The 25,542-nt window shown below is 70.6% G+C and carries 23 protein-coding genes; 12 read left to right on the plus strand and 11 right to left on the minus strand.

Annotation, left to right across the window (positions count from 1 at the left end; all coding sequences use genetic code 11):
* Positions 1 to 19 precede the first annotated feature (19 nt).
* Positions 20 to 1,507, plus strand: coding sequence for a sensor histidine kinase (locus tag ACLBYB_RS06670; protein WP_020090826.1), 1,488 nt, complete (start codon positions 20 to 22; stop codon positions 1,505 to 1,507).
* A gap of 35 nt (positions 1,508 to 1,542) precedes the next feature.
* Here ACLBYB_RS06670 and bioB read toward each other — a convergent pair whose 3' ends face one another.
* The 3 genes from bioB to ACLBYB_RS06685 form a co-directional block, all read right to left on the minus strand.
* The gene (gene bioB, locus ACLBYB_RS06675; protein ID WP_020090825.1) at positions 1,543 to 2,556 is read right to left on the minus strand and encodes a biotin synthase BioB; all 1,014 of its coding nucleotides are present in this window, start codon (positions 2,554 to 2,556) and stop codon (positions 1,543 to 1,545) included.
* A 31-nt stretch (positions 2,557 to 2,587) separates the two neighbouring features.
* On the minus strand, positions 2,588 to 3,703 hold the full coding sequence (locus ACLBYB_RS06680; RefSeq protein WP_447698297.1) for a methyl-accepting chemotaxis protein: 1,116 nt from the start codon (positions 3,701 to 3,703) through the stop codon (positions 2,588 to 2,590).
* Positions 3,704 to 3,931: 228 nt separating this feature from the next.
* Positions 3,932 to 4,816 (minus strand): fumarylacetoacetate hydrolase family protein, encoded by an 885-nt coding sequence (locus ACLBYB_RS06685; protein ID WP_447698298.1) that lies wholly within the window; start codon positions 4,814 to 4,816, stop codon positions 3,932 to 3,934.
* A 411-nt stretch (positions 4,817 to 5,227) separates the two neighbouring features.
* Between ACLBYB_RS06685 and ACLBYB_RS06690 the strand changes: the two genes are divergently transcribed.
* The gene (locus ACLBYB_RS06690) at positions 5,228 to 6,541 is read left to right on the plus strand and encodes an OmpP1/FadL family transporter (protein ID WP_447698299.1); all 1,314 of its coding nucleotides are present in this window, start codon (positions 5,228 to 5,230) and stop codon (positions 6,539 to 6,541) included.
* 181 nt (positions 6,542 to 6,722) lie between these two features.
* On the opposite strand, the gene ACLBYB_RS06695 is transcribed toward ACLBYB_RS06690, so the two are convergent.
* Positions 6,723 to 8,504 (minus strand): PHA/PHB synthase family protein, encoded by a 1,782-nt coding sequence (locus tag ACLBYB_RS06695; protein WP_447698564.1) that lies wholly within the window; start codon positions 8,502 to 8,504, stop codon positions 6,723 to 6,725.
* A gap of 216 nt (positions 8,505 to 8,720) precedes the next feature.
* On the opposite strand from ACLBYB_RS06695, the gene ACLBYB_RS06700 reads away from it, so the two are divergent.
* The 4 genes from ACLBYB_RS06700 (at position 8,721) to ACLBYB_RS06715 (ending at position 11,255) form a co-directional block, all read left to right on the plus strand.
* On the plus strand, positions 8,721 to 9,107 hold the full coding sequence (locus ACLBYB_RS06700) for a hypothetical protein (RefSeq protein WP_244492163.1): 387 nt from the start codon (positions 8,721 to 8,723) through the stop codon (positions 9,105 to 9,107).
* A 110-nt stretch (positions 9,108 to 9,217) separates the two neighbouring features.
* Positions 9,218 to 10,435, plus strand: a complete 1,218-nt coding sequence (locus tag ACLBYB_RS06705) for an LL-diaminopimelate aminotransferase (protein WP_026604561.1) — start codon at positions 9,218 to 9,220, stop codon at positions 10,433 to 10,435.
* 134 nt (positions 10,436 to 10,569) lie between these two features.
* The gene (locus ACLBYB_RS06710) at positions 10,570 to 10,782 is read left to right on the plus strand and encodes a hypothetical protein (RefSeq protein WP_020090818.1); all 213 of its coding nucleotides are present in this window, start codon (positions 10,570 to 10,572) and stop codon (positions 10,780 to 10,782) included.
* Positions 10,783 to 10,895: 113 nt separating this feature from the next.
* A complete protein-coding gene (locus tag ACLBYB_RS06715; RefSeq protein WP_447698300.1) occupies positions 10,896 to 11,255 on the plus strand; it encodes a hypothetical protein in 360 nt (119 codons plus the stop codon).
* Between the two features lie 21 nt (positions 11,256 to 11,276).
* On the opposite strand, the gene ACLBYB_RS06720 is transcribed toward ACLBYB_RS06715, so the two are convergent.
* Positions 11,277 to 11,612, minus strand: a complete 336-nt coding sequence (locus ACLBYB_RS06720) for a DUF3140 domain-containing protein (RefSeq protein ID WP_056531456.1) — start codon at positions 11,610 to 11,612, stop codon at positions 11,277 to 11,279.
* Positions 11,613 to 11,823: 211 nt separating this feature from the next.
* Between ACLBYB_RS06720 and prfB the strand changes: the two genes are divergently transcribed.
* A protein-coding gene (gene prfB, locus ACLBYB_RS06725; RefSeq protein ID WP_106427873.1) for a peptide chain release factor 2 occupies positions 11,824 to 12,952 on the plus strand; the annotation gives its coding sequence in 2 pieces (ribosomal slippage) (positions 11,824 to 11,892 and positions 11,894 to 12,952; 1,128 coding nt in all).
* A gap of 184 nt (positions 12,953 to 13,136) precedes the next feature.
* Here the strand turns inward: prfB and ggt are convergent.
* From ggt to ACLBYB_RS06755, 6 genes are all read right to left on the minus strand, one after another.
* Entirely contained in the window at positions 13,137 to 14,738 is a 1,602-nt protein-coding gene (gene ggt, locus ACLBYB_RS06730; RefSeq protein ID WP_447698301.1) for a gamma-glutamyltransferase, read from the minus strand.
* A gap of 261 nt (positions 14,739 to 14,999) precedes the next feature.
* Positions 15,000 to 15,923 (minus strand): ABC transporter ATP-binding protein, encoded by a 924-nt coding sequence (locus ACLBYB_RS06735; RefSeq protein WP_091979334.1) that lies wholly within the window; start codon positions 15,921 to 15,923, stop codon positions 15,000 to 15,002.
* Positions 15,920 to 16,948 carry an ABC transporter ATP-binding protein gene (locus ACLBYB_RS06740; protein ID WP_447698302.1) on the minus strand — a complete coding sequence of 343 codons (1,029 nt, stop codon included), beginning with the start codon at positions 16,946 to 16,948 and terminating at the stop codon, positions 15,920 to 15,922. Before ACLBYB_RS06740 ends, ACLBYB_RS06735 begins: the two co-directional genes overlap by 4 nt.
* A complete protein-coding gene (locus tag ACLBYB_RS06745) occupies positions 16,945 to 17,859 on the minus strand; it encodes an ABC transporter permease (RefSeq protein WP_447698303.1) in 915 nt (304 codons plus the stop codon). The genes ACLBYB_RS06740 and ACLBYB_RS06745 overlap by 4 nt, the downstream gene beginning before the upstream one ends.
* Positions 17,856 to 18,800 carry an ABC transporter permease gene (locus tag ACLBYB_RS06750; RefSeq protein ID WP_447698304.1) on the minus strand — a complete coding sequence of 315 codons (945 nt, stop codon included), beginning with the start codon at positions 18,798 to 18,800 and terminating at the stop codon, positions 17,856 to 17,858. The genes ACLBYB_RS06745 and ACLBYB_RS06750 overlap by 4 nt, the downstream gene beginning before the upstream one ends.
* Positions 18,800 to 20,287: an ABC transporter substrate-binding protein gene (locus tag ACLBYB_RS06755; protein ID WP_447698305.1), complete on the minus strand. Its 1,488-nt coding sequence runs from the start codon at positions 20,285 to 20,287 to the stop codon at positions 18,800 to 18,802. The genes ACLBYB_RS06750 and ACLBYB_RS06755 overlap by 1 nt, the downstream gene beginning before the upstream one ends.
* 392 nt (positions 20,288 to 20,679) lie before the next feature.
* On the opposite strand from ACLBYB_RS06755, the gene ACLBYB_RS06760 reads away from it, so the two are divergent.
* From ACLBYB_RS06760 to ACLBYB_RS06780, 5 genes are all read left to right on the plus strand, one after another.
* Entirely contained in the window at positions 20,680 to 21,219 is a 540-nt protein-coding gene (locus ACLBYB_RS06760; RefSeq protein WP_447698306.1) for a pilus assembly protein PilZ, read from the plus strand.
* A gap of 112 nt (positions 21,220 to 21,331) precedes the next feature.
* Positions 21,332 to 21,940, plus strand: coding sequence for a HupE/UreJ family protein (locus tag ACLBYB_RS06765; RefSeq protein ID WP_447698307.1), 609 nt, complete (start codon positions 21,332 to 21,334; stop codon positions 21,938 to 21,940).
* Between the two features lie 62 nt (positions 21,941 to 22,002).
* Positions 22,003 to 22,326: a winged helix-turn-helix domain-containing protein gene (locus ACLBYB_RS06770; protein ID WP_210186914.1), complete on the plus strand. Its 324-nt coding sequence runs from the start codon at positions 22,003 to 22,005 to the stop codon at positions 22,324 to 22,326.
* Between the two features lie 121 nt (positions 22,327 to 22,447).
* Entirely contained in the window at positions 22,448 to 23,137 is a 690-nt protein-coding gene (locus tag ACLBYB_RS06775) for a metal ABC transporter permease (RefSeq protein WP_447698308.1), read from the plus strand.
* 384 nt (positions 23,138 to 23,521) lie between these two features.
* Positions 23,522 to 25,171, plus strand: a complete 1,650-nt coding sequence (locus ACLBYB_RS06780; protein ID WP_132368113.1) for a porin — start codon at positions 23,522 to 23,524, stop codon at positions 25,169 to 25,171.
* Positions 25,172 to 25,542: the final 371 nt, after the last annotated feature.

Raw genomic sequence — 25,542 nt, forward strand, 5'->3', positions numbered from 1 at the left:
CCGCCGATCCTCATCCGCGATGCCGGCGCGGAGCGTGACCGGCGTGTCCCTCGAGTCCCATCAGGCCGCGGCACCGGCAACGCCGGCGCCCGCACCGGCCCGCGACGTCCCCGAGCGGCGCACCGCGCGCCTCGGCCTGTCCGGGCGCCTGTTCCTCGTCACCGTCGCGTTCGTGGTGGTGGCCGAGGTGCTGACCTACGTGCCGGCGGTGGCCAATTACCGGATCGAGTGGATGTCCGACCGCCTGGCGGCCGCGCAGGTCGCCGCTCTGGTGCTCGACGGGCGGACCGGCGAGCCGGTCTCCGAGCCGCTCGAGAGCCGGCTCCTGGCCGGCGTGAACGCCCGCGCCATCGCCGTCCGCGGCGGCGGCGCCCAGCGTCTGCTCGCCATCGAGCCCATGCCCGAGCAGGTCGCCGACACCGTCGACCTGCGCGACGTCACCGCCCTGTCGGCGATCCGGGGCGCGTGGCGCACCCTCGTGGCGCCGGTCCACGAGCCGATCCGCGTGGTCGGGGAGGGCGGCATCGGTTTCGACCGGGTCGAGATCCTGCTCGACGAGGCGCCGCTGCGCACCGCCATGATCGACTACGCGCTGCGCCTGCTGGTCTCCTCGCTGATCATCGCGGCGGCCGCCGCCGGTCTCGTCTTCGTGGTGCTGCAGGTGCTGATCGTGCGCCCCGTGCGGCGGCTCGCCACCAGCATCACGGCCTTCGCGGACGATCCGGAGGATGCCGGGCGGATCATCGCGCCGTCCCGCCGCAGCGACGAGATCGGCCAGGCCGAGCGGGCGCTCGGGCGGATGCAGCGCAGCCTCGCCGATCAGCTCCGGCAGAAGCGGCGACTCGCCGAACTGGGCTTGGCGGTCAGCAAGATCAGCCACGAACTGCGCAACCTGCTGACCGGCGCGCAGCTCCTGGGCGACCGCCTGGAGGGGACCGAGGATCCGACCGTGCAGCGCGTGGCCCCCCGCCTCGTCGGGACGCTGGCCCGCGCGATCCGCTTCTGCGAGGCGACCCTCGCCTACGGGCGCGTCTCCGAGCGGGCGCCGCTCCTCACCAGCACGCCGCTGGCACCGGTCTTCGCGGAACTTCCGGATCTCGCCGCGCTGGCGGCGCATCCGGTCAGCGTCCAGGTCGCGGCGGGCGATCTCTCCGTGCAGGCCGATCCGGAGCAGCTCGGGCGGGCGCTGGCCAACCTCGTGCGCAATGCCGTGCAGGCGCTGGACGGGGCGGCCGTGCCGGAGGCCGCCGTGAGCGTGGTCGCCGCCCGCGCGGCACCGGGCCGGGTCACGATCCTGGTCGCCGATAACGGTCCCGGTCTCCCGGCGCGCGCGCGGGAGAACCTGTTCGCGCCGTTCCAGGGATCCATGCGGTCCGGTGGCACGGGCCTCGGGCTGCCGATCGCCGCCGAGCTGATCGGGATCAACGGCGGCACCCTCACCCTCGACGATTGCGAGGCCGAGGGGCTGAGCGGCGCGCGCTTCCGGATCGTGCTGCCGGAGGGCTGACGGGACCGGACCCGCGAGACGGTGCCCCGCTGCCGCTACTCGGCCGCGGCCCGGACGGGCTCCCCGACCCGGATGCCGAGATCGGCCAGCAGCGCCGCGTCGTCGTCCTGCCCGTTATTGGCGGTGGTGAGCAGCCGCTCGCCGTAGAAGATCGAGTTGGCGCCGGCGAGGAAGCACAGCACCTGGGCCTCGCGGGTGAGGCTCTTGCGGCCGGCGCTGAGCCGCACGCGGGAGCGCGGCATCACGATCCGCGCCGTGGCGCACATGCGCACCAGATCGAACGGGTCGACCGCCGGCTGGTCCTCCAGCGGGGTGCCGGGCACCGCCACGAGGGCGTTGATCGGCACGCTTTCCGGATGGGGGGCGTGGTTGGACAGAACCTGGAGCATCGCGGCGCGGTCGGTGACACCTTCGCCCATCCCGACGATACCGCCGCAGCACACGCCGATCCCGGCCTCGCGGACGTTCGCGAGGGTCTGCAGGCGCTCGTCGTAGGTCCGGGTGGAGATGATGTCCTCGTAGAAATCCGGGCCGGTATCGAGGTTGTGGTTGTAGGAGGTCAGCCCAGCCTCGGCGAGGCGTCCGGCCTGCGAAGGCGTGAGCATGCCGAGCGTCACGCAGGCCTCCATGCCGAGGCCGCGCACGCCGCGCACCATGGCGAGCACCGCGTCGAATTCCGGGCCGTCCTTCGGCTGGCGCCACGCGGCGCCCATGCAGAAGCGCTGGGCGCCGGCGGCCTTGGCGGCGGCCGCCTCGGCCAGCACCGTCTCCACGGGCATCAGCCGCTCGCGCGCGACGCCCGCGCCCTTGTGATGGGCCGATTGCGGGCAGTAGGCGCAATCCTCCGGGCAGCCGCCGGTCTTGATCGACAGGAGCGAGGCCCGCTGGATGTCGGCGGGGTCGTTGTGCCGGCGGTGCACCTGCGCGGCCCGGAACACGAGGTCCATCAGCGGCAGGTCGTGGATCGCGCGGATCTCCGCCACGCTCCAGTCGTGGCGGATGTCGCCGAGGTCGGGCTGCTGGGAACCGGGGAGGGAAGTCGCGCTCATGCGGTGTTTGAGCCGGATCGGCGGCCAGAAATCAAGCGGGCCTCGCGCCCGAACCTCCGACCGAGGGGTCGGTCTGGACGATCATGCCGTACCAGCCCAGCCCGCGATAGGTCTCGTATCCCGGTGTCCGATGGAAGGCCGTGACCGTGCCCGACCGCGGATCCCGCACGACTCCGCTCGTCTCGCCGTCCATCCGGCAGGAGACCCGCTCGGTCAGGAGGCCGACCTGATCCGAGGCGGCCAGCACCCGGCCGCCGGCATCGACCAGCAGGGCGCGGGTGCGCCCCCGATCTTCCGGCGCGACCCGGATCCCCGAAACGATGGCGTGGGCCTGCGGTGCCCAGTCGAAGTGGATCGCCAGGACGCCGAGCGGTGCGCCGGTCGCCTGACCGCCCGCCCGCACGCTCGCCGCGTAGGTGGCGACCTGCGCGCCGCCCAGCGCATCCTCCTGCCGCACGTCGGCGCAGACGAAGGCGTCGCCGCTCTCCAGGGCGAGCGCCTCCCGGAACCACGCTTCCCCCGCGACGCTCCGGCCCTGCAGTCCCGGGTAGCGATCGGCGCGGCCGGTCGCGAGGATGCGGCCGTCCAGGCCGCAGATCCAGAGATCGAGATAGACCGTGTAGGCCGAGAGGATGATGCCGAGGCGGTCGCCCGCGAAGGCCGCCGCGGCCGGGCCGGGATCGGCCGCACAGGCGACGACGGCGGCGTCGGTCGCCCACCAGCGCACGTCGCAGGTCCGCTCGTAGAGGTTGCGATCGATCAGCTCGACCGCGTTGAGCGCGAGATCGACCAGGCGTTCTCCCTGGACGCGGCCCGCCATCGTCTCGACGGTGCGCTGCAGCTCGACGATGCGGCCGGACAGGTGAAGCTCCAGCTCGCCGGCGATGACGTCCACGGACTCGCCGAGGGCGCGCACTTCCTGGGCGACGACCGCGAAGCCGCGTCCCTCATCTCCGGCGCGCGCGGCCTCGATGAGCGCGTTGAGGGCGAGGATCTTGGTCTGCGCCGTGATCCGCCGGATCCGGCCGGTCTTCTCCTGCGCCGCCTGCTTGACGGCATCGGCCAGGATCTCGATCGACCTGAGCGTCGGTGGCTCGGACTCCGATCCGGAGGTCCGGTCATTGGGGAAATCAGTTTTCGCAGTCATGCCGGGCCCGATCGACGAGGCGGGCATTTTACAGCTATAATATAATACAGTCTTAACCGATCAAGGTCGACGATATAACTTACAATAATAAAATCAATCCATAATTCAATCGAGAGTATATAAATCCCGTCGGTCGCGGGTGCCGGGCGCTCGCCAATATCGATGACGTTGCCTGGACGCGGGGCCGCCGCCCGGACGCGGGCGGCAGCCCGTCTGTCAGCCCGTCTGTCAGTGCGTCGGCTCGCCGGACGAGACCTTGGCGGTCCAGTCGTCGAAGGCGATGACCTTCTGTCGCTGCTCGCCGAGCCGGTCGATGCGCAGGACCATCTCGTCCCCGGCCTTGAGGTAGTGCGGCGGCTTCATGCCGAGGCCGACGCCCGGCGGCGTGCCGGTGGTGATCACGTCGCCCGGCTCCAGCAGCATGAAGTGCGACGCGTAGGCGACGAGTTGGGGAACGTCGAAGATCATCGTTGCGGTCGAGCCGGTCTGACGGCGCTCGCCGTTCACGTCGAGGCTCATGGCGAGGTTCTTCAGGTCGGGAATCTCGTCGAGGGTCACCAGCCAGGGGCCGAGAGGGCCGAAGGTCGGCGCGCTCTTGCCCTTGGTCCAGGTCGGACCGCGGTTCATCTGCCACTCGCGCTCGGAGACGTCGTTGCAGATGCAGGCGCCCGCAACGTAGCTCAGCGCCTCGTTGGCGTGGACGTAGCTGGCGCGCCGCCCGATCACCACGGCGAGTTCCACCTCCCAGTCGGTGCTGTGCGACCCCTTGGGAATGATGACCGTGTCGTTCGGCCCGCACAGGCTGGACGGGGCCTTGTTGAAGATGATCGGCTCCGCGGGGATCGGCGAGCCGGTCTCGGCGGCGTGGTCGGCGAAGTTCAGGCCGATGGCGACGACGTTCCGGGTGCCGCCGACGCAGGGGCCGAGCCGCACGTCCGGGGGCAGCTTCGGCAGGGTCTCGGGATCCAGGGCGCGCAGCCGCGCCAGCGAGTCGGGCGCGAGGGCCGGCCCGGCGATGTCGCGCACGATGCCCGACAGGTCGCGTAGCCCCCCGCTGGCATCCACGAGGCCGGGCTTCTCGTCGCCGCTCGGGCCGTGCCGGAAGAGCTTCATGGCCGCACTCCTCATCCTTCCCTGAACCGGTCTGCGCCGGACGCCGGGACCATGGCCGGGCCTCGACCCGGGTGCAAGGCCGGCCGCGTCGGCGTGTCGGTCCGCCGGGTGTCGCCGCAGGGCAACAGGACTGCGGAAAAGTGCAGGGTCGGCGACGTTCGGATATATTGTTCCTGCCGCCATCTCGGTGTGACAGCTCGGATCAAGACTGAAAAATCTCGATCATCACGGGCTTTCGCTCGTGAAGGTGCCGTTTACCGCTCCTTATCTACTACTATTCCTCTCGGTGTCGAAAATGGTCGGGGTCATTGCGGTTCCGCACCCGAAACCGGCACCATGCATGGAAGGTCGCCGCATAACCGGTCTCGAACAATCGACGGCGCCCAGCAGAACGAAGGTTTGGGGGAAGAGATGGGCGGGACGGTTCGCGCTGCGATGCTGGCGGCGACGGCGGTGGTCCTCGGCGCCGGGCCGGTGCAGGCGGGGGCGTTCGGGATCCGGGAGCAGAGCACCGAGGCCCAGGGGCTGGCCTTCGCGGGCGCGGCGTCGGGATCGGGCGGCGTCTCGTCGATGTTCTGGAATCCCGCGACGATCACGATGAACCCGGGCTTCGTCGCGGAGCAGAACTTCACCTATATCGGCCTGTCCTCGGAGATCCGGCCCGCGCCGGGCACCAATCCGGGCTTCGCGCGGCTGGGCGGCTCGGGTGAGCTGGGCCAGGGCGCCGTCGTGCCGGCGGGCGCGACCTCGTACCAGTTGAACGACCGCCTGTGGCTCGGCCTCTCGACCGGCGCCCCCTTCGGCCTCGTCACCAAGCCGCGGGACGTGTGGGCCGGCGAGGTCTACGGACGCTCGTCGCGGATCTTCTCGCTGGCGATCAACCCGGTCATCGGCTTCAAGGTCAACGAGTGGCTCTCGATCGCGGCCGGCCCGAACATCGAGTATTTCCGCCTGACCCTGCGGCAGGCGCTGCCGATCCCCGGCATCCTGCCGACCTCGTATCCGAGCTCCTTCCTCAAGGGTGAGTCCTGGGGCGCGGGCTTCACCGCCGGCGCCACGCTGACGCCCCGCGACGGGACCGTGCTGGGCATCGGCTACCGCTCCTCGGTGCACCACGACATCGACGGCTCGATCGGCGTCCCGCTCGTCGCCCTGGCGCCGCTGGCCGGACAGGTCCGCGCCAAGCTGAACACGCCCGAGAAGCTGAGCGTCGGCCTGACCCAGGCGGTCTCGCCGGTGGCGCGGGTGAATCTCGGCTTCGAGTGGGACAACTGGTCGAGGCTCGGCACCATCGGCATCGTGTCGAAGACGATCGGCCTGCCGGTGAACAACCTGCCGCTCAACTACAAAGACGGGTTCACCTACGCGATCGGCGCCGAGTACGACGCGTCGCCGAACCTGACGCTGCGGACCGGCTTCGCCTACGAGACCTCGCCCATCGACTTCCGGAACCGCTCGGTGCGCCTGCCGGACGGCGACCGGTACAACGTCTCGGTCGGCGCCAGCTACCGCTGGAGCCAGCAGCTGACGCTGAACCTCGCCTACTCGCACTTCTTCCTGGACCGCTCGCGGATCCTCGCGGGCATCGGCCGCGACTACAACATCAGCAACATCGCCTTCGCGGGCGTGGTGGATTCCAGCGCCGACATCGTCTCGGTGGGCTTCCGCTACGTCTTCGGCGCGCCGCCGGCCCCGGCCCCGGCGCCGCTCGTGCGGAAGTACTGACGGGCAGCTCCGGTCGTGTCCCGCGCTGCCGCCGTCTTCGCGAGCGGAATGAAGGGATCCAGGGCAGCGCCACGCCGACAGGTGTCGCGCTGCCCCGGGTCACGTCGCTCCGCTCGTGATGACCGGGCGGCTCCGTGATCGTCGCGGCTGTTGACCCATCGATCCGCGTACGTCGCGCACCTCAGGCGCGTATCCGCACGTATGTGCCGGGCGCCGGCCCTAAGGATTGCAGCGCGTCGCCGCCCGGCTGCCGGGCCGGCACCCGCTCCGGGGCCTGCGCCTCGATCCACTGGAACCAGTAGGGCCACCACGAGCCCTTGGTCTCGACCGCGGCCCTGATCCACTCCTCGAGCGTCCCCTTCACGGGGCCGCCGGTCCAGTAGCCGTATTTCGGCTTGGACGGCGGGTTGATCACGCCGGCGATGTGGCCGGAGCCGGCGAGGACGAAATCGACCTTCCCGCCGAAGACCTTCGAACCCTCGAAGACCGACAGCGCCGGCGCGATGTGGTCCTCGCGGGTCGCGAGGTTGAAGATCGGCACCTGGACCTTCCTGAGGTCGAGGCGGACGTTGCCGAGCACCATCCGCCCCTGCGCCAGCGTGTTGTCGAGGTAGCAGTTGCGCAGGTAGAACGAGTGGTTGGCCGCCGGCATCCGGGTGGCGTCGGAGTTCCAGTACAGCAGGTCGAAGGCCGAGGGTGCCTTGCCCTTGATGTAGTTGTTCACGACGTAGGGCCAGATCAGGTCGTTCGGCCGGAGCATGTTGAAGGCGTTCGCCATGCGGGCGCCCTCCAGGTAGCCCTGCTCGGCCATGCGCGCCTCGACCTGGCGGATCTGCTCCTCGTCGGCGAAGACCTTCAGGTCGCCCGCGTGGGTGAAGTCGACCTGCGTGGTGAGCAGCGTCGCGCTCTTGATCCGCCGGTTGCCGGTGGCCGCCTGCATGGCGAGCGTCACCGCGAGCAGCGTGCCGCCGACGCAGTAGCCCGCCGCCGTGACCTCGCTCTCACCGGTGGCGACGCCGATCGCGTCGATGGCCGCCTCGATCCCCTCGCGCATGTAGGACTCGAAGTCCTTGTCAGCGTGGCGGGAATCGGGATTGACCCAGGAGATGCAGAAGACCGTCAGGCCCTGGTCGACCATCCACTTCAGGAAGCTCTTCTGCGGATTGAGGTCGAGGATGTAGAACTTGTTGATCCAGGGCGGGACCATCAGGAACGGGCGCCGCAGCACGGTCTCGGTGGTGGGCGCGTACTGGATCAGCTCGATCAGGTCGTTGCGGAACACCACCTCGCCGGGGGTGACCGCCATGTTGCGCCCGACCTCGAACCCGCTCGGGTCGGTCTGGCGCACGCGCAGCTGCCCGCCGCCGGCCGCCAGATCCTCCTCATACATCTTGAGGCCGCGGACGAGGTTGGCGCCGTTCTCCTGCAGGGTGTGGCGGATCAGCTCCGGGTTGGTCGGCAGGAAGTTCGAGGGCGACAGCATGCTGGTCACTTGGCGCAGGTAGAACTGCGCCTTGTGACGCGTGTGCGCGTCGAGCCCCTCGGCCTCATCGACGAGGCTCTCCGCCCAGCGGGTGGCGAGCAGGTAGGCCTGCTTGAGGAAGTCGAAATACGGGTTGGTCGTCCACTCGGCGTGGGCGAAGCGCGCGTCCCGGGGCTCGGGCAGCGCCACCGGATCGGCGGGCTGGCCCTGCAGGCGCAGGTAGGTCGAGCCCCAGAGCGACAGGAACGCCTGCGACAGGCGCGCCTGCGCCTCGGCGCTGCGGTTCGGATCGGCGAGCCAGGCCTCGGCCACCTGGCCGAGCACCTTGGCCGCCTCGTTCATCTCGCTGCCGGGTGCGCCCGCCTGGCCCTCGGGCCCGAGGAGGCGGGCGACGTTGCGCCCCATCGCCTCGACGAACTGACCGGCATTGCGGGAAATCGCCTCGAAATCCGGCATCGGGGCGACCGTGCCGTCCGGCATCGCGCCGTTCGAGACCGACTTCGGAGGGGCGGTCCGATCCGGCGCCTGCGGGCTCGTCAAACGTGCCTCCCTGTGCTTCATCTGTTGACCCGATGGCGCGGGCCTCGTTTCCGACAAAATAAGGAGCGAGCCAGAGTTTTCGCCAGCCCGGCTCAGGACGTCGCCGAAACATCCGGCCGATCTTTTCATACGCATGTGACGATGGATCGTGCCATTTTGAACCCCGCTATCCGCCCGCATCGCGCCGGTCCGCTGCGCCGCCTGACGCGCGCGGCCGGCCTGGGCGTGCTGGTCGGCGCGCTCGGGGCCTGCTCGGGCGACGTCGTCCGCTCGCTGGCCTCCGATGCAGGCTACGGGCCGCGGGTCGTCGCGGCCCCGGATTTCGTCACGGACACCCGCAGCAAGGCGCAGCCCGACTTCATGCCGGTGGGCGTCGACGCGCCGAAGCGGCCGGTCCGGGCCAAGTCGGTCACGGGCCAGAAGGCCCTGGAGGCGGAGCTGGAAGGTGCCCGCGGCCGCAACGAGGCCCGGGGGCGGGCCGCCGAGAGCGCCGGGCGGGGCGCGGCCGCCACCGTCAAGCCGGCTCCGGCGGCGTCGCAGTAGCGGCCCTTTTTCAGGGTCGGCGGCGGCCCGCAACTCTGGTAGAGCACGTGGTTCGCCCGACCGGCCCAAACGAGAGACGCCGGATCCGGGACGCGCCGATGGACACGCCCATGACCGACTTCCACCGCATCAAGCGACTGCCGCCCTACGTCTTCGAGCAGGTCAACCGGATCAAGGCTGCCGCCCGCGCGCAGGGCGCCGACATCATCGATCTCGGCATGGGCAACCCGGATCTGGACGCGCCGAAGCACGTCATCGCCAAGCTGTGCGAGACGGCCGGGCGGCCGCGCACGGATCGCTACTCGGCCTCCAAGGGCATCGCGGGCCTGCGCAAGGCCCAGGCGGGCTATTACCAGCGGCGCTTCGGCGTGACCCTGAACCCCGACACCCAGGTGGTGGCGACTCTCGGGTCCAAGGAAGGGTTCGCCAACATGGCCCAGGCGATCACCGCGCCGGGCGACGTCGTGCTGGTGCCGAACCCGAGCTACCCGATCCACGCCTTCGGCTTCCTGATGGCCGGCGGCGTCATCCGCTCCGTGCCGGCCGAGCCGACGCCGGCGATGTTCCCCGCCCTGGAGCGGGCCATGCGCCACTCGATCCCGAAGCCGGTGGCGCTGGTCGTCTGCTACCCGTCGAACCCGACCGCCTACGTGGCGAGCCTCGACTTCTACCGCGACCTCGTGGCCTTCGCGAAGCAGCACGAGCTGATCCTGCTGTCGGACCTCGCCTACGCGGAAGTCTATTTCGACAACAACCCGCCGCCGTCGGTGCTGCAGGTGCCCGGCGCCATCGACTGCACGGTGGAGTTCACCTCGCTGTCGAAGACCTACTCGATGGCCGGCTGGCGGATGGGCTTCGCGGTGGGCAACGAGCGCCTGCTCGCGGCGCTCACCCGGGTGAAATCCTACCTCGATTACGGCGCCTTCACGCCGATCCAGGTCGCCGCGACGGCCGCCCTCAACGGCCCGGACGACTGCATCCACGAGATGCGCAGCATCTACAGGAAGCGTCGCGACGCGCTGGTGGAGTCCTTCGGCAAGGCCGGCTGGACCATCCCGTCGCCCGCCTCGTCGATGTTCGCCTGGGTGCCGATCCCCGAGCGGTACCGGGAACTGGGCAGCCTCGAATTCTCCAAGCTGCTCCTGGAGAAGTCCGACGTGGCGGTCGCGCCCGGCATCGGCTTCGGCGAGTTCGGTGACGAGTACGTCCGCATCGCGCTCGTGGAGAACGAGCAGCGCATCCGGCAGGCGGCGCGCAATATCCGCCGGTTCTTCGACGGCACCGACAAGACGCTGCACAACGTCCTGCCGATGGCCCGGACCGGCTAGACCGGCCCGCGCAAATTGTTGCCGCGGGGCGACAGACGCCGTCAAAGGTGTCGGCGCCCCGCGCCGGCGCTTGTCAGCGCGGGGCGCGATGGCCAGGGTCAGGTGCGGGGGTCTTCCCGCGTCCCGAGTCTCGCATGCGCCGCCTGAACCTCATCGCCGCCCTGCTGCTCGCCGCCGCGGCCTCGGCCTGCGCGCCGAACCCGATCATCGCCCGGGACCCGATCCCTGCGCCAGGGCCGGCGGACGTGTACGCGTGCGACTCGAAGCCGTTGCCGGTCAACGCCTTCACGACCGATTGCCGCCCCGTCCCGGCGAGCCCGCAGGTCGTGCTGCGCGCGCGGGGCTGAACCCGCCCGGAATTTCGGTAACCGGTCGATTCGGACGGGCCGGACAAGCCGCCCGCGATCAGCTAGACTGTAGGCCAGATGCCGGCCCGCCCGGCCCCCTGACGGAGCATCGCGTGAGCACCAAGATTCTGATCGCCGCCGGATTGCTCGCCCTCCTGGCGGGGCAGGGCGCCTCGGCCTCCGACGCCGCCTACCCGCCGGCGCCCTACCAGCCCCGCGCCTTCGTGTTCACCGCCCCGAACGGCCCGACGGTCCTGCAGACCGAGGGCTGCTGCCAGGTGGTGGTGCCGCCGGGCCGGCCCGATCTCGCCCAGCCCGCCGTGCCGGTGGCCGAGGTGATGAACGGCGGCGGCTTCGGCTACACCGGGTTCGACTACTACAACGACCAGATCACCGAGGGGCGGTTCGGCGCGCGCAAGCGGCCGCGGGAGTACGTGATCGCTCCGTCCTACATCGTGCCGCCGCGCTACTGAGCCGCCGGGCGTTCCGGGGCCTCAATCCTTCTGCGGATCGTGGCCCCAGTTCATCAGCGACATCCGCCACGGGGAGTCGGGGTCCTTCCGGGCCTCGCCGCCCTGCTTGAGATGGCGGTGGACGTAGCCCACGACCTTGCGCATGGCGGCGTAGTCGTCGTCCGTCAGGTCGGCCTTCTTGGTGTCCTTGATCGCCAGGATCCGCCGGCCCATCTCGTGCCCGGTCGACTCGCCGCCGTCCTTCTTCTGGCCGACCTCCCGGCTCGCCGCGCTGTCGAGGTGCTTCCTCAGCGCCGCCGGCGTCATGTTGACGGCCTCGTTGAAGTCCTTCCACGTCGCCGCGTGATCGTCCGCCATCCGCCTGCCTCCCGGGCCGTCTCGCTCGTCCCCGACAACGCGCCCGAGGCTCGCCGGCTCGCCGCCATCCCTGCGGTTGGGCGCCGCACGGGCAACGGGCGACGCGGCGGGCGACGTGGCGGGGAAGCGTTTACAGGCCGGGTCACGGGGGGTATCACCCCGACCCGACGAGCTTCCATTCTCTCCCCACACCCCATTCCCGAAAAGCCAGATGCGCGCCGAGATCGAGCAAGCCTCGGATGCCGCCAAGCAGTCTATAGGGCTGCTGAGGAGGCATCTTTGACTGGGACACAGTCGATAAACGCCTCGCGGAGCTGAACGCGGCTTCCGAGGACCCCGACCTCTGGAACGACGCCGAGGCCGCCCAGAAGGTCATGCGCGAGCGGCAGCAGCTCGACGAGGCCGTCACGGCGATCAAGAAGCTCGAGCGCGACCTCGAGGACGGCGCCACGCTGATCGAGCTCGGCGAGATGGAGGGTGACGAATCCTCGATCCGCGAGGGCGAGGCGGCGATCCTGGCCGTCGAGAAGGAGGCCGCGAGCCGGCAGGTCGAGACGCTTCTGTCGGGCGAGGCCGACGGCTTCGACACCTATCTCGAGGTCCATGCCGGGGCCGGCGGCACCGAGAGCCAGGACTGGGCCAACATGCTCCAGCGCATGTATGCCCGCTGGGCCGAGCGCCGGAAGTACAAGGTCGAGGTCGTCGAGATGACCGACGGCGAGGAGGCCGGGATCAAGGGCGCCACGCTCCTGATCAAGGGCCACAACGCCTACGGCTGGCTCAAGACCGAATCCGGCGTGCACCGTCTGGTCCGGATCTCGCCCTACGATTCCAGCGCCCGGCGGCACACCAGCTTCGCCAGCGTCTGGGTCTATCCGGTGATCGATGACCGGATCGAGATCGAGATCAAGGAATCCGACTGCCGGATCGACACCTACCGGTCGTCCGGCGCCGGCGGCCAGCACGTCAACACCACCGACTCGGCGGTGCGCATCACCCACAACCCCACCGGGATCGTGGTGGCGTGCCAGCAGGAGCGCTCCCAGCACAAGAACCGGGCGACCGCCTGGAACATGCTGCGCGCCCGCCTGTACGAGCTGGAGCTGAAGAAGCGCGAGGAGAAGGCCAACGCCGAGGCCGCCGCCAAGACGGATATCGGCTGGGGCCACCAGATCCGGTCCTACGTGCTGCAGCCGTATCAGCTGGTGAAGGACCTGCGCACCGGCACCCAGTCCACCGATCCGGACGAGGTGCTCGACGGCGACCTCGACCCGTTCATGGAGGCCTCGCTCGCGCAGCGGGTCTACGGCGGCGGTGAGGCGGTCGAGGATATCGACTGAGGCGGCGTGAGCTGCCTCCCCGTCATCACGAGCGCAGCGAAGTGACCCAGGGCGGCGCGCGATCGATCAGCGTGGCGCGACCCTGGATTGCTTCGCTCCGCTCGCAATGACGGCGGTGCTGACAGAGAGCGCCGTTGAGGCCGCCAAAGGATGAGCGCCGGCGGCGCCCATCCTCCCACGCCTCTCAATACCCCAGCGCCGCCCCGTCCTTGCGCGGGTCCGAGCCGGCCGCCAGCGTGCCGGCCTCCCGGTCGATCCAGATGACCTGACCACCGCCGAGCGGCAGGGGTGCCCGGATCGCCGGATGGCCGCGTTCCTTCAGCCCCGCCATCACGCTGTCCGGGATCCCGCCCTCGACCTCCAGGCTGCCGCCGTAGGCGAAGCTGCGCGGGGCATCGAGGGCCTCCTGCACGTCGAGGCCCCGGTCGAGCAGGCCCGACAGCAGCTCGACATGGCCCATGGCCTGGTAATGGCCGCCCATGACGCCGAACGGCGCGACGGCCTGCCCGTCCTTCATCAGCATGCCGGGGATGATCGTGTGCATCGGCCGCTTGCCCGGCCCGACGCTGTTCGGGTGGCCGCCCTCGGTGCGGAACGACAGGCCGCGATTGTGCAGCAGCACGCCGCTCTCGGGCGCCAGGATGCCGGAGCCGAAGCCCTGGAAGATCGAGTTGATCAGCGACAGCGCGTTGCCGTCCCGGTCGACCACGCAGAGGTAGACCGTGTCCTTGTGGGCGCGGCCCTCGGCCATCTCGCGGGCGATCTCGGGATAGATCTCCGGCTCGCGGGCCCGGCCCATGTCGATCGCGCCGTGGGCGGCGGCCCTCCAGGCGTCGGAGAGCAGGTGCTCGACCGGCACGTTGGCGAGGGCCGCATCGCCGAACAGCACGTCGCGGTGATGGTAGCCCTGCTTGCAGACCTCGGCGAAGAGGTGGAGCCGGTCGAGGTCGGAGAGCGCGCCGACATCGTAGTGCGACAGCACGTTCAGCATCATCAGCGCCGCCAGACCCTGGCCGGCGGGCGGGCACTCGTAGACGTCGTAGCCACGGTAGCGGGTCGAGACCGGCGCGACCACGTCGGGCCGCGCGGCGGCGAAGTCGTCCAGCGTGTGCAGGCCGCCGAGGGCGTTCAGCCGGCTCACCATGTCCTCGGCGACGGGGCCCTCGTAGAAGGCGCGCGCCCCCGCCTCGGCGATCGCCCGGAGCGTCGCCGCGAGCTTCGGCAAGCGGACGACGCTGCCGATCGCCGGCACCTCTCCGCCGGGCAGGTAGGTCGCGGCGGCGTGGGGATCGGCGGCGACGCGCTCGGCGCCGCGCAGCCAGTCCCAGCCGACCCGCTGCTGGACGACGAACCCGTCCTCCGCGTAGCGGATCGCCGGCTGGAGCAGCTCGCCCATCGACCGGGTGCCGTGCTCGCGCACCAGCAGATCCCAGGCCGCGACCGCGCCCGGCACCGTCACGGCGTGGGGGGAGGTGGGCGTGATCGCGACGCCGTGCTCGGCGTACCAGTCGGGCGTCGCGGCGGCGGGCGCGCGGCCCGAGCCATCGAGGGCGATGGGCTTGGTGGCGCCCGCGGGGGCGTAGAGCGCGAAGCAGTCGCCGCCGATCCCGGTCATCAGCGGGTCGACCACGCACTGCACGGCCACCGCCGCGATACCGGCATCGACGGCATTGCCGCCCGCGCGCAACACCTCGATGGCGGCGAGCGTCGAGAGCGGGTGCGAGGTCGCGACCGCGGCGTTGGCGGCGTAGACCGGGGAGCGGCCGGGGGCGGAGAAGTCTCTCACGGGATGTCCTGCTCTGCTGGGTGACTTAAAGAATCACCGCTCGATGCACATCGCCACCTCGGGATGAGGCGGTGACGCAGATGACGGCGCGGCCTCGGCCATGACGGATGGCTTCGCCGCCTCGTCTCTGCGAGCGCAGCGGAGCAATCCAGTCGGCGCAACGCCGGGCAACCTCGCGCTGCCCTGGGTCACTCCGCTGCGCTCGTGATGACGGCGGAGGCCGGGCTGACCGGTTGTTCCGATCGAGGATCGCCTGGACGATCACGCGTGCTGCCCTCTCGGCAGCGCCACCCAGTGCCCCGGCGCCACCTCGGTGAGCGGCCCGTCGGGCGGCTGGTCGTGGCCGGCGAGGTCCCGCGCGGCGAGGCGGGCGCGCTCGTCGGCCGGGTGCGGCACCGGCACCGCGGCGAGCAGGCGGCGCGTGTAGGGGTGGCGCGGATCCTCGTAGAGCGCGTCGGCCTCGGCGAGCTCGACGATCCGCCCGCGCCAGAGCACCGCGACCCGGTGGCAGAGGTAGCGCACCATCCGCAGGTCGTGCGAGATGAACAGGTAGGACAGGCCCATCTCGTCCTGCAGGTCCTGCAGCAGGTTCACCACCTGCGCCTGGATCGAGACGTCGAGCGCCGCGATCGGCTCGTCGGCGACGATGAAGCTGGGCTTCAGGGCGATCGCCCGGGCGATGCAGATGCGCTGGCGCTGGCCGCCCGAGAACTGGTGCGGGTAGCGCCCCATGAACCGCGGATCGAGCCCGACTCGCTGGAACAGGGCCGCCACCGCCTCCCGCCGCTCCGGGCCGCGCATGTCCCGCCGATGCAGCTTGAACGCCTCCGCGACGTACTCGCCGGCGCTCATCCGCGGGTTGAGGGCCGCGTAGGGATCCTGGAACACGGTCTGGATCCGCGCGCGCATCTTGCGCATGGCGCCCGCCGAGAGCTTGGCGAGGTCGGTGCCCTCGAAGGCGATGGTGCCCGAGGTCGGCGGGTTCAGCATGGTCACGGCCCGGCCGATGGTGGATTTGCCGGAGCCGGACTCGCCGACGAGCCCGAGGGTCTCGCCGGGGCGGATGTCGAAGCTCACGCCCTCGACGGCGCGGAACACCGCGCCCTTGCCGCCCCACCAGGAGCGGAGGGGATAATGCTTGGACAGGTCGCGCACCGAGACGACCGGCTGCTGCGACGCGTTCATCGCGCGGCCTCCTCACCCAGGAGCTTCGGCAAATCGTACCAGGCGGCGACGAGGTGGCCCGGAGCGGCGCCGGGCGCCTGCGCCAGGGGCGGCATCTCGGCCCGGCAGCGCGGCGTCGCGTAGGCGTTGCGCGGCGCGAACGGGTCGCCCGGCGGGAGATGGCGCATGTCCGGCGGCGCGCCCTCGATCTGGTGGAGGCGCCGCCGCCCGGCGCGGCCGCCGGAGAGATCCGGCAGGGACCGCAGCAGGCCGAGCGTGTAGGCGTTGCGGGGATCGGCGAAGATGTCGTCGACCGGGCCGCGCTCCAGGATCCGGCCGGCATACATCACCTGCACGGTGTCGCTGATGCCCGCCACCACACCGAGGTCGTGGGTGATCCAGATGATCGCCATGCCGAGCTCACGCTTCAGCTCCTGCACCAGGGAGACGATCTCGGCCTGGACGGTGACGTCGAGCGCCGTGGTCGCCTCGTCGGCGATCAGAAGCTTCGGCCGGCAGCTCAGGCCGATCGCGATCATCACGCGCTGGCGCTGGCCGCCGGAGAACTCGTGCGGGTACTGGTCGAGGCGCGCGGCCGCGTTCGGGATGCGCACGAGGTCGAGCAGCTCCCGGGCCCGGGCGCGGGCCGCGCGGGCGTCGAGGCCGAGATGGATGCGCAGCGGCTCGACGATCTGCGCCGCCACGGTCATGCCGGGATTGAGCGAGCTCATCGGGTCCTGGAACACGAAGCCGATCGCGCCGCCGCGGATCTTGCGCAGGTCCCGCTCCTTCAGGGCGAGGAGGTCGCGTCCCTCGAACAGCACCTGTCCGCCGGTGATGCGGCCGGGCGGGCGCGGGATCAGGCCCAGCATGGCCAGCACGTGCACGCTCTTGCCGGAGCCGGACTCGCCGACGATCCCCAGCGTCTCGCCCTCGTGCAGGGTGTAGGACACGCCGTTGACCGCGTGGACCGCGCCGCCGTCGGTGTCGAAGGCGACCGCGAGGTCGCGGACGTCGAGGAGGGGCTTCGTCATCGCGGCCGTCATGTGCGCTGCCTCGGATCGAGGGCGTCCCGCAGGCCGTCGCCGAACAGATTGAAGGCGAGCACCGCGAGGAAGATCGACAGGCCGGGCCAGATCGCCATCCAGGGCGCCTCGTCCATGAAGTTCTTGGCGGTGTTGAGCATCGCCCCCCAGGACGGCTCGGGCGGCTGCTGGCCGAGGCCGAGGAACGACAGGCTCGCCTCCGCGATGATCGCGGCCGCGATGGTCAGCGTCGCCTGGACGAGGATCGCCGGGACGATGTTGGGCAGGATGTGGACGCGGGCGATCCGCCAGGGCGGGTTGCCCATGGCGCGGGCCGCCTCCACGAACTCCTCGGCCGCCACGGCGCGCACCTGCGCCCGGGTCAGGCGGATGAAGGTCGAGGTAGCCGACAGGCCGATGGCGATCATCGCGTTGACGAGACTCGGGCCCAGGAAGGCGGCGAGCGCGATCGCCAGGATCAGGAACGGGATCGCCAGCAGCGCATCGGTGAGTCGGGAGATCGCGCCGTCGATCCAGCCGCCCGAGTAGCCGGCGAGCAATCCCAGGGGCAGGCCGAGGGAGACGGCGAGCGCCACCGAGACGAGGCCGGCGCCGAGGGAGGCCCGCGCGCCGAAGATGATCCGCGAGAGCACGTCGCGCCCGACCTCGTCGCCGCCGAACGGGTGTGCGAGGCTCGGCGCGCCGCGGACGTTGGCCCAGTCGGTGGCGGTCGGATCGTAGGGGGCGATCCAGGGGGCGAAGGCCGCCATCACGATCAGCAGGCCGACGATGACGAGGCCGGCGACGGCGCTCTTCCGCGCGCGCAGGCGCCGCCAGAAGGCCGCGAGCGTGCCGGGTTCCTGGATCAGAGCCGGGGCTCCGGCGGGGGCGCCGAGGCCGGCCGCCTCGGCGATGGGGGTGCCGGTGCTCATGCCCGCCTCAGCTTCGGATTCACGGCCGCGGAGAGCAGGTCGGCGGCGAGGTTCAGGGCGATGTAGGTGGCGGCGGTGCAGATCACGACGCCCTGCACGGTCGCGAAGTCCCGGTTGAACACCGCATCGACCATCAGCTTGCCGAAGCCCGGCACGGAGAAGACCTGCTCGGTGAGCACCGCCCCCGACAGGAGCTGCCCGAATTCCAGAGCCCCGAGCGTGATGATCGGGATCGCGGCGTTGGGCAGGGCGTGCCGCAAGGTGACGCGCAGTGGCGAGACACCCTTGGCGCGGGCCGTGCGGACGTAGTCGGAGCCCAGCACGCCCAGCATCGCCGCGCGGGTGTGGCGCATCATCACCGCCGCGATGGCGTTGCCCAGCACGAAGGCCGGCATCACCATGGCGGCGAGGTTTTCGGAAAAACTCTCGAACGGCGAGACGTAGCCCGAGGCCGGCAGCCAGCCGAGTTCCACCGAGAACAGCAGGATCAGCAGGATCCCGAGCCAGAAGTTCGGCACCGACAGGCCCCAGAGCGCCACGCCGTTGGCGATCGTATCGGCGGCCTGGCCGCGCTTGACCGCCGAGAGCACCCCCATCGGCACGCCGATGGCGAGCGCCACCAGCATGGCGAGGCAGGCGAGTTCGAGCGTCACCGGCAGCTTTTCGACGATCAGCTCCGAGACCGGCTTCTGCAGCCGGATCGACTCGCCGAGATCGCCCCGCAGCACGCCGCCGGCCCAGTAGGCGTAGCGCACCGGCAGGGGCTCATCGAGGTGGTATTTTTCCCGGATGAAGGCGATCACCTGCGGATCGCGCTCCTCCCCGGTGAGCGCCGTGGCGACGTCGCCCGGCAGCAATTGCTGCAGGGCGAAGATGATCATCGAGGCGAGGATCAGGGTCGGGACCGCCAGGGCGAGGCGTCGCGCCAGAAACCGGAGCATCAGTTGAGCTTCAGCCCGGTGAAGCGCACGAGCCCGTCCGGATAGGGCACGAAGCCGGTGATCTTCTGGCTGTAGGCCCAGAGCAGCTTGCGGTGCAGGATGTAGATGCCCGGCCGGTCCTTCAGCACCTGATCGGCCAGGGCCTTCCAGGCGGCCTTGCGCTTGGCCGGGTCGATCGTGCCCCGCTCGGCCTGGAGCGCCGCGTCGGCCTCCGGGCTGCAGTACTTCGGGTAGTTCAGCGCCGCCTTGCAGGAGAGAAAGCTGAACGTGTTGCCGTCCGGGTCCGAGCGGCCGCTCCAGGAATAGAGCTGCGCCTCGTAATTCCCCTTGTCGGCGGCATCGAGCGCCGTGGTGAAGTCCACGGCCTGGATCTTCACGTCGAAGCCGGCCTCCTTGGTCATCGCCTGGATCACCTGACCCACCTGGGGCGACTCGCTGTTGGCGTAGACGGTCAGCGTGATCTGCGGGTTCGGCTTGCCGGCCTCGGCGAGCAGCGCCTTGGCCTTGGCGACGTCTCGCTTCGGGATCGGGTACTCGGCCACGTAGTTCGGGTTCTTCGGGTTGACCCACTGGTTCCCGGCCAGGAACTCGCCGTTGTAGACGACCTGATTGATGGCGTTGCGGTCGATGGCGGCCTCGAAGGCCTCGCGCACCTTCGGGTCGGCCACGGCCGAGCCGGCCTTATGGGGGTTGAACAGGATCTCTTGGAAGCCGAGTTCGGTGGTCGAGTCGAGCTTCAGTTTGGCGTCGCGCTTCACCTGCGCCACGTCGGTGGGGGCGAGCCGCTCCAGGAGGTCGAGCTGCCCGGCCCGCAGGTTGGTGAGCCGCACGGTCGCGTCGGGGATCGGCCGGAACTCGATCCGCGGGATGTGGATCGCATCCTTGTTCCAGTAATCGGGGAAGCGCTCGACCACGATCCGGTCCTGCGGCACCCGCTCGACGAACTTGTACGGCCCGGCGCAGACGGGCCCGGAGGCGAATTTGTCGCCCAGCCGCTCGGCGGCCTTGGGCGAGACCATCATGCCGGCGCGGTCGGTGAACTGCGCCAGCAGCGGCGCGAACGGCTGCTTCAGGTTGATGCGGAAGGTCAGGTCGTCGACCACGTCAACGGTGTCGATCGGCGCGATCTCCGAGCGGCGCTGCGAGCCCGGCATCTTCATGTGCCGCTCGATCGAGTACTTGGCCGCCGCGGCGTCGAGCTTCTCGCCGTCGTGGAACAGCACGCCCGGACGCAGGTGCATGGTCAGCGCCTTCTCGTCGGGCGACAGCTCCCAGGAAGTCGCGAGCTGCGGCACCGGCTTCAGGTTTGGGCCGATATCGACGAGCTTGTCGCAGAGCGCCGCGAACACCATCCGGCTCGCGAAGGTGCGGGCGAGCGTCGGGTCGAGGGCGTCCGGATCCTCCATCATGCCGTAGCGCAGGGTCTGCGCGGCGGCGGGCCCGGTGAGGGCGAGCCCGGCGAGGAGACAGGCGGCGTAACGCAACATGAGACCGATCCGGGTGGAGGCGGGAGAAGCGGAGCGGACCGGCCGGTCCGTTCCGGAGGCGGCCGGCAGTGTTGCGCGGCCGTTTGGCATGCACAATCCCAGGCAGCATCCATGCCATACAATCAGGATGCATCTTTTATTCAATCCGCGCCGCGAGCCTCTGAGGCCACCGTTTCGAGCCGGCCGGCGGCGTTCGATGACGGCGCGACCGCGCCAAGGTCGAGATCGGCCTGCGAACAGCTTCGTGAGCGCCGGATCTGAGGTGCGACTTAGATCGGGATAAGTCCAATTTTACGCATTGCCTGAACAGGCCAGAAGAAACTTCGGCCCCAGAAGGTCGCCGATGTATTCTTTATGATGATGCGGGTGTGATGGTCCGGCGGCACATCGTCATGTTGCCCGCGTTGTGCTGGAACCAGCGGCGTCGCGATTTCTACGCCGTGACCGCCGACGTCTCGACCGAGGGCATCCGGTTCCGCTCCTCGTCGCTCTTGGTGCCGGGTGAGCATCTCACCTGCAGCATCCGCCATATCGGCACGCTCGAGGCCCGCATCGCCCGCGTCGCCGGTCAGGAGTTCGTTGTCTGTGTCCGCGGTGGACGCGCGATTCTCACTCACGTCGCGCGTCAGTTCGTGACGCTGGCAAAGGCCCAGGACCTGCAACCCGAACCGATCCGCGCGCACCGTCGGATCGTGCCGAAGCAGAAGATCGTCCAGATCACCACTGCATCGGGCGAGGCCCTCCAGGGACACGTCCTCAACGTTTCGGCCTCCGGCGTCGCCCTGCTCGTCGACCACGCGCTGGAGATCGGGGCGATGATCCGGGTCGGGCGAAAGACCGCCACCGTGATGCGCCACTTCACCCACGGTGTCGGGGCCGCCTTCTCGGAGCCGTTCGCGCCGTCCGCGGTCCACGAGGCGATGTCGCTCTGAGGGCCGCCCGCGAAACCGGGCGCCGCCGCGGTGCGGCGATCATCGGCCACCCGCCCCTCGCAGAGGCGGCGGAAGGGCGCTACAACTTCGCGGGTCCAGCGAAGGATCACCGATGAAGCGACCGCTCTCCGCCCGTTCCGCCACATGCCTCGCGCTCCTGCCGGCCGCACTCGCCCTGCTGCCCCAGGCGGCCTTCGCCCATCCGGGGCACGGCACCGCGACGGGCGCGGAGGCGGGGTTCCTCCATCCGCTCCTGGGCGCCGATCATGTTCTCGCGATGGTCGCGGTCGGCCTCCTCGCCAGCCTGCGAGGCGGACGGGCGCTCTGGGCGCTGCCCCTGTCGTTCCTGGCGTTGATGAGCGTGGGGGCGGGGCTGGGTATGGCCGGCGCGGTGCTGCCGCATGTCGAGCTCGGGATCGCGCTGTCCATCGTCGTGTTCGGCCTCGCCGCCATCGTCGGCCTGCGCGCGCCGGTGGCCCTGCTGGCTGCCCTGGTCGGCGTCTTCGCGGTGTTCCACGGCTACGCCCACGGTGCCGAGATGCCCGAGACCGCCTCCGGCCTGTCCTTCGGCCTCGGGTTCCTCGCGGCCACCGCGCTCCTGCACGCCGCGGGGATCGGACTCGGCGCCGCGGCGTCGCGGATCGGAGCGACGCGGGCCGCCCCGGCCCTCGGTGCCGGCCTCGCCGCGGCCGGTCTCGCGCTGCTGGCGCTCCCCGCCTGAGCGCCGTACCCGACCCGCTCCGGAGCCCCGCCCGGGCCGCGGGCGCGGCGCCCCGGCTGAGCATCCGCATCGATCTCGGGCCGGGGCACCGCCTCGGCCCCGGCAAGGTGCGGCTCCTGGAGATGATCGCCGAGCACGGTTCCATCGCGGGCGCCGGCCGCGCGCTTGGCATGTCGTACCGCCGGGCCTGGCTGCTGGTCGAGGCGATGAACACCGGCTTCGGCCGCCCCGTGGTCGAGGCGCAGACCGGTGGCCGGGCCGGCGGGGGCGCGCGCCTCTCGGCCTTCGGCGCCGACGTGGTGCGGCGCTACCGGGCCGTCGAGGCGGCCGCGGAGGCTGCGGCCGCGCCGTTCCTGATCTGTCTGGGACAGGCCGGGGACGCGTAACCGGGCCGGGCACGGGCGCGAACCCGGATGCGATGTCACAGGCCCTCGTGGGCTGACGTCCCATCATCCCGCCCCACGTCCAGCCGGTCGCGACAATCCCGGCACCAGGAAGAGAACCCCCATGGCAAAACTCACGACGCTCGCCCTGATGGGGCTGCTGGCCGTCACCACCGGTGCGCAGGCGGCGCCGAAGGTCGAGCGCCTGCGCGGGACCGTCGAGGCGGTCGCGGGCGGCGGCTTCACGCTGAAGACACGGGACGGCGCGTCGGAGACCGTGGTGCTCGCCCCCGACGCCAAGGTTTCCTGGGTGGTCCCGTCAAGTCTCGACGCGATCAGGGACGGGGTCTTCATCGGCACGGCCACGAAGGGCGAGCCGCCGGTGGCCCTGGAGGTGGTGCTGTTTCCCGAGGCGATGCGCGGCACCGGCGAGGGGCACTACGACTGGGACATGATCCCCGACCACACGGCGGGCGGGGCGCCGGTGCGGAGCGCCATGACCAACGGAACCGTGAAGGCGGACGTGCGCTCGACCGCTCCCGACGCGCCCCGCGTGAAGAGCGCGATGACCAACGGGACGGTCAAGGCGAGCCGCGGCGGGGCGGAGCGGACCCTCACGGTCGATTACGGTCAGGGCCAGTCGCTGCAGATCCTGGTGCCGCCACAGGCGCCGGTCGTCAGCTTCGAGCCCGCCAGCGCCGCGGCCGTAGCGCCCGGCGCCAAGGTCTTCGTGATCGCCGCGCGCGGGGACGACGGCCGCATCACGGCGCGGCGCGTCGCCGTCGGAAAGGACGGGCTGACGCCGCCCATGTAAGGCGCCCGTCCGGCGCCGGCGAATCGGCTGGGACGGCGTGAGCCGCCCGGTCCCGGGTCGGGGCCGGGCGAAAGGCTGCCCGTCGGCGCGGCAGCTCAGCCGCTCAGGACAGCATTCGTGCACATTCGGCGGACCGTTGCCGACTAAAGCGCCCCGAGAATGTTGCCAGGCCGCAACATCGCGCTGGAACTGCCAAGGCAGCCGCGAATCCTCGTTGCTCGCGGAAACCCGTTCGCACATGGTGATCGTGCACGGGGGCATCGCCAAGCGAGAGCCCGCAGGAGCCTGCCACCTAAGACGCAGGCCAAACCTACAGAACGTGCGGCTAGACCCGGATAACCGGGCAGGTCCGCATCATTGGGTCTCGAAGCTTTGGAGATGTCTATGAAGCTCTTGAAGAGCTCATTGCTCGGGTCTGCTGCTGCGTTCGCGGCGGTAGGCGCAGCCCACGCCGCCGACCTCCCGGTCAAGAAGGCGGTCCCGATCGAGTACGTTCGCGTCTGCGGCGCCTACGGCGCCGGCTTCTTCTACATCCCCGGCACCGACACTTGCCTGCGTCTCTCCGGCCGCGCCCGGTTCGAGGGCGGCTACATGACCAGCTACTCGCGTCAGGGTAGCAACGGCGACACGTCGGGCTACCAGGGCCGGATGCGCATCAACCTCGATGCCCGCACCCAGACCGCCTACGGCACCCTGCGCGCCTTCGTGCGCCTCGATGCCGGCTCCCGCACCGGCTATTCCGGCGTCGGCACCTCCGGCACCCAGCAGCGCATCGGCCAGGCCTTCCCGGGCCTCGGCATCGACCAGTTCGGCCGCGCCCAGCAGTTCGTGAACGTCGACAAGGCCTTCATCCAGTTCGCCGGCATGACCGCCGGTCGCGCCTCGTCGTTCTTCGACTTCTACGCCCACGACTTCGAGTTCGCCGGCGCCACGCTCGGCTCCGACATCGCCTCGACCAACCTGCTCGCCTACACGGCCACGCTCGGCAACGGCCTGTCCGCCACGATCTCGGCCGAAGACCCGGTCTTCCGCCGCAGCGTGATCTTCTCGCAGACCAACAACCCGGGCGGCGTGACGGTCAACGCCAACCTCGCCAACTTCGCGCAGTCTCAGTCGCCGGCCGAGGTGTTCATCGGCTACACCAACGGCGTGCCGACCCGGTACAGCTTCGTCGACGTGATCCAGCGCTCGCGCATGCCCGACTTCGTCGGCGCCCTGCGCCTCGACCAGGCCTGGGGCTCGGCTCAGGTCTCGGCCGCCGTCCACGAGCTGAACGTCGGCAACGTGGCCAACGGCGCCGGCACCGGCACCGGCTCGAACATCAGCATCCCGCACGCCAGCAACTCGTACGGCTGGGCGGTGCAGGGCGGCCTGAAGATCAACACGCCGTTCATCGCGCCGGGCGACGCCCTCTACCTGCAGGGCGCCTACGGCTCCGGTGCCCAGATGTACACCGGCTACTGCGCCTTCAGCGGCTGCTACTCGCAGAACCCGGCCACCATCCAGGGCCAGAAGTTCGCGCAGTACATCAATGACGCGACGCTCAACCCGTTCACGGGTCAGCTGGAGCAGTCCACGAGCTTCACCGCGACGGCCTCGTACCTCCACTACTGGTCGCCGGAGTGGCGCTCGGCCTTCTTCGGGTCGTACGGTGAGATGAGCTACGGCAGCGGCGCTCGTCTGGCCCAGGGCGCGGCCTTCGCGCTGGCGAACAACACCGGTGGCAACTCGTTCGGCGTGAACGGCGTCGGCGTGCCGGGCAGCCGGTTCTACCAGCTCAGCGAGGCGCTGCGCGACACCTACCAGTTCGTGGCGGGCGGCAGCATCATCTGGTCGCCGGTCAAGGATCTCGATATCGGTGTCGAGGGCTTCTACACCCAGATCGGCGTCAAGAACGGCCGCGTGATCGACCGCGACAAGAGCCCGACGGCCTACGCGAACGTCGCCGGCATCAACAACGGCACCTTCGTGCCGCGGACCACGACGGCGGACAGCGTGTCCACCTTCCGCTTCCGCGTCCAGCGCGACTTCTAAGCCACTCCACCGGCGCCGGGGCCTCGGCCTCCGCGCCGGTCCCCGTGCTTCAGGAACCTCAAGGCTCGGCTTCGGCCGGGCCTTTTTCGTTGTGCCGGGCCGCCCTGGATCCGTAACGCCTCCGGCCGCCAGCGCGCGGTCGGCACGCGACCCGGTGCGTTCCGCGCCGCGATCCCGCCCGCTCCCGGCCGGTCCGTTGACCGACCCATGATAGGGGCCGGCGATGCGCGGCCCCGCGCGCAGGGTGCCGCCGATGCGCGCCATCATTCGTTCGGACCCGCTTTCCGGGCGCGCGCCGCGTCCATCGAGCCGGGCAAACGCCGCCGCGCCGTGCGACACGTGCCGTCCCGCAAATGAGCCGAGCCTCCGGC

The organism is Methylobacterium sp. D54C (assembly GCF_053345595.1).

Bases quoted from the DNA above. Each gene is read 5' to 3' on its own strand.
- ACLBYB_RS06670 (WP_020090826.1), top strand. From the start codon at position 20: ATGCCGGCGCGGAGCGTGACCGGCGTGTCCCTCGAGTCCCATCAGGCC.
- bioB (WP_020090825.1), bottom strand. From the start codon at position 2,556: ATGAGCGCGACTTCCCTCCCCGGTTCCCAGCAGCCCGACCTCGGCGAC.
- ACLBYB_RS06680 (WP_447698297.1), bottom strand. From the start codon at position 3,703: ATGACTGCGAAAACTGATTTCCCCAATGACCGGACCTCCGGATCGGAG.
- ACLBYB_RS06685 (WP_447698298.1), bottom strand. From the start codon at position 4,816: ATGAAGCTCTTCCGGCACGGCCCGAGCGGCGACGAGAAGCCCGGCCTC.
- ACLBYB_RS06690 (WP_447698299.1), top strand. From the start codon at position 5,228: ATGGGCGGGACGGTTCGCGCTGCGATGCTGGCGGCGACGGCGGTGGTC.
- ACLBYB_RS06695 (WP_447698564.1), bottom strand. From the start codon at position 8,504: ATGCCGGACGGCACGGTCGCCCCGATGCCGGATTTCGAGGCGATTTCC.
- ACLBYB_RS06705 (WP_026604561.1), top strand. From the start codon at position 9,218: ATGACCGACTTCCACCGCATCAAGCGACTGCCGCCCTACGTCTTCGAG.
- ACLBYB_RS06710 (WP_020090818.1), top strand. From the start codon at position 10,570: ATGCGCCGCCTGAACCTCATCGCCGCCCTGCTGCTCGCCGCCGCGGCC.
- ACLBYB_RS06720 (WP_056531456.1), bottom strand. From the start codon at position 11,612: ATGGCGGACGATCACGCGGCGACGTGGAAGGACTTCAACGAGGCCGTC.
- ACLBYB_RS06735 (WP_091979334.1), bottom strand. From the start codon at position 15,923: ATGAACGCGTCGCAGCAGCCGGTCGTCTCGGTGCGCGACCTGTCCAAG.
- ACLBYB_RS06740 (WP_447698302.1), bottom strand. From the start codon at position 16,948: ATGACGGCCGCGATGACGAAGCCCCTCCTCGACGTCCGCGACCTCGCG.
- ACLBYB_RS06745 (WP_447698303.1), bottom strand. From the start codon at position 17,859: ATGAGCACCGGCACCCCCATCGCCGAGGCGGCCGGCCTCGGCGCCCCC.
- ACLBYB_RS06750 (WP_447698304.1), bottom strand. From the start codon at position 18,800: ATGCTCCGGTTTCTGGCGCGACGCCTCGCCCTGGCGGTCCCGACCCTG.
- ACLBYB_RS06755 (WP_447698305.1), bottom strand. From the start codon at position 20,287: ATGTTGCGTTACGCCGCCTGTCTCCTCGCCGGGCTCGCCCTCACCGGG.
- ACLBYB_RS06760 (WP_447698306.1), top strand. From the start codon at position 20,680: ATGTTGCCCGCGTTGTGCTGGAACCAGCGGCGTCGCGATTTCTACGCC.
- ACLBYB_RS06765 (WP_447698307.1), top strand. From the start codon at position 21,332: ATGAAGCGACCGCTCTCCGCCCGTTCCGCCACATGCCTCGCGCTCCTG.
- ACLBYB_RS06775 (WP_447698308.1), top strand. From the start codon at position 22,448: ATGGCAAAACTCACGACGCTCGCCCTGATGGGGCTGCTGGCCGTCACC.
- ACLBYB_RS06780 (WP_132368113.1), top strand. From the start codon at position 23,522: ATGAAGCTCTTGAAGAGCTCATTGCTCGGGTCTGCTGCTGCGTTCGCG.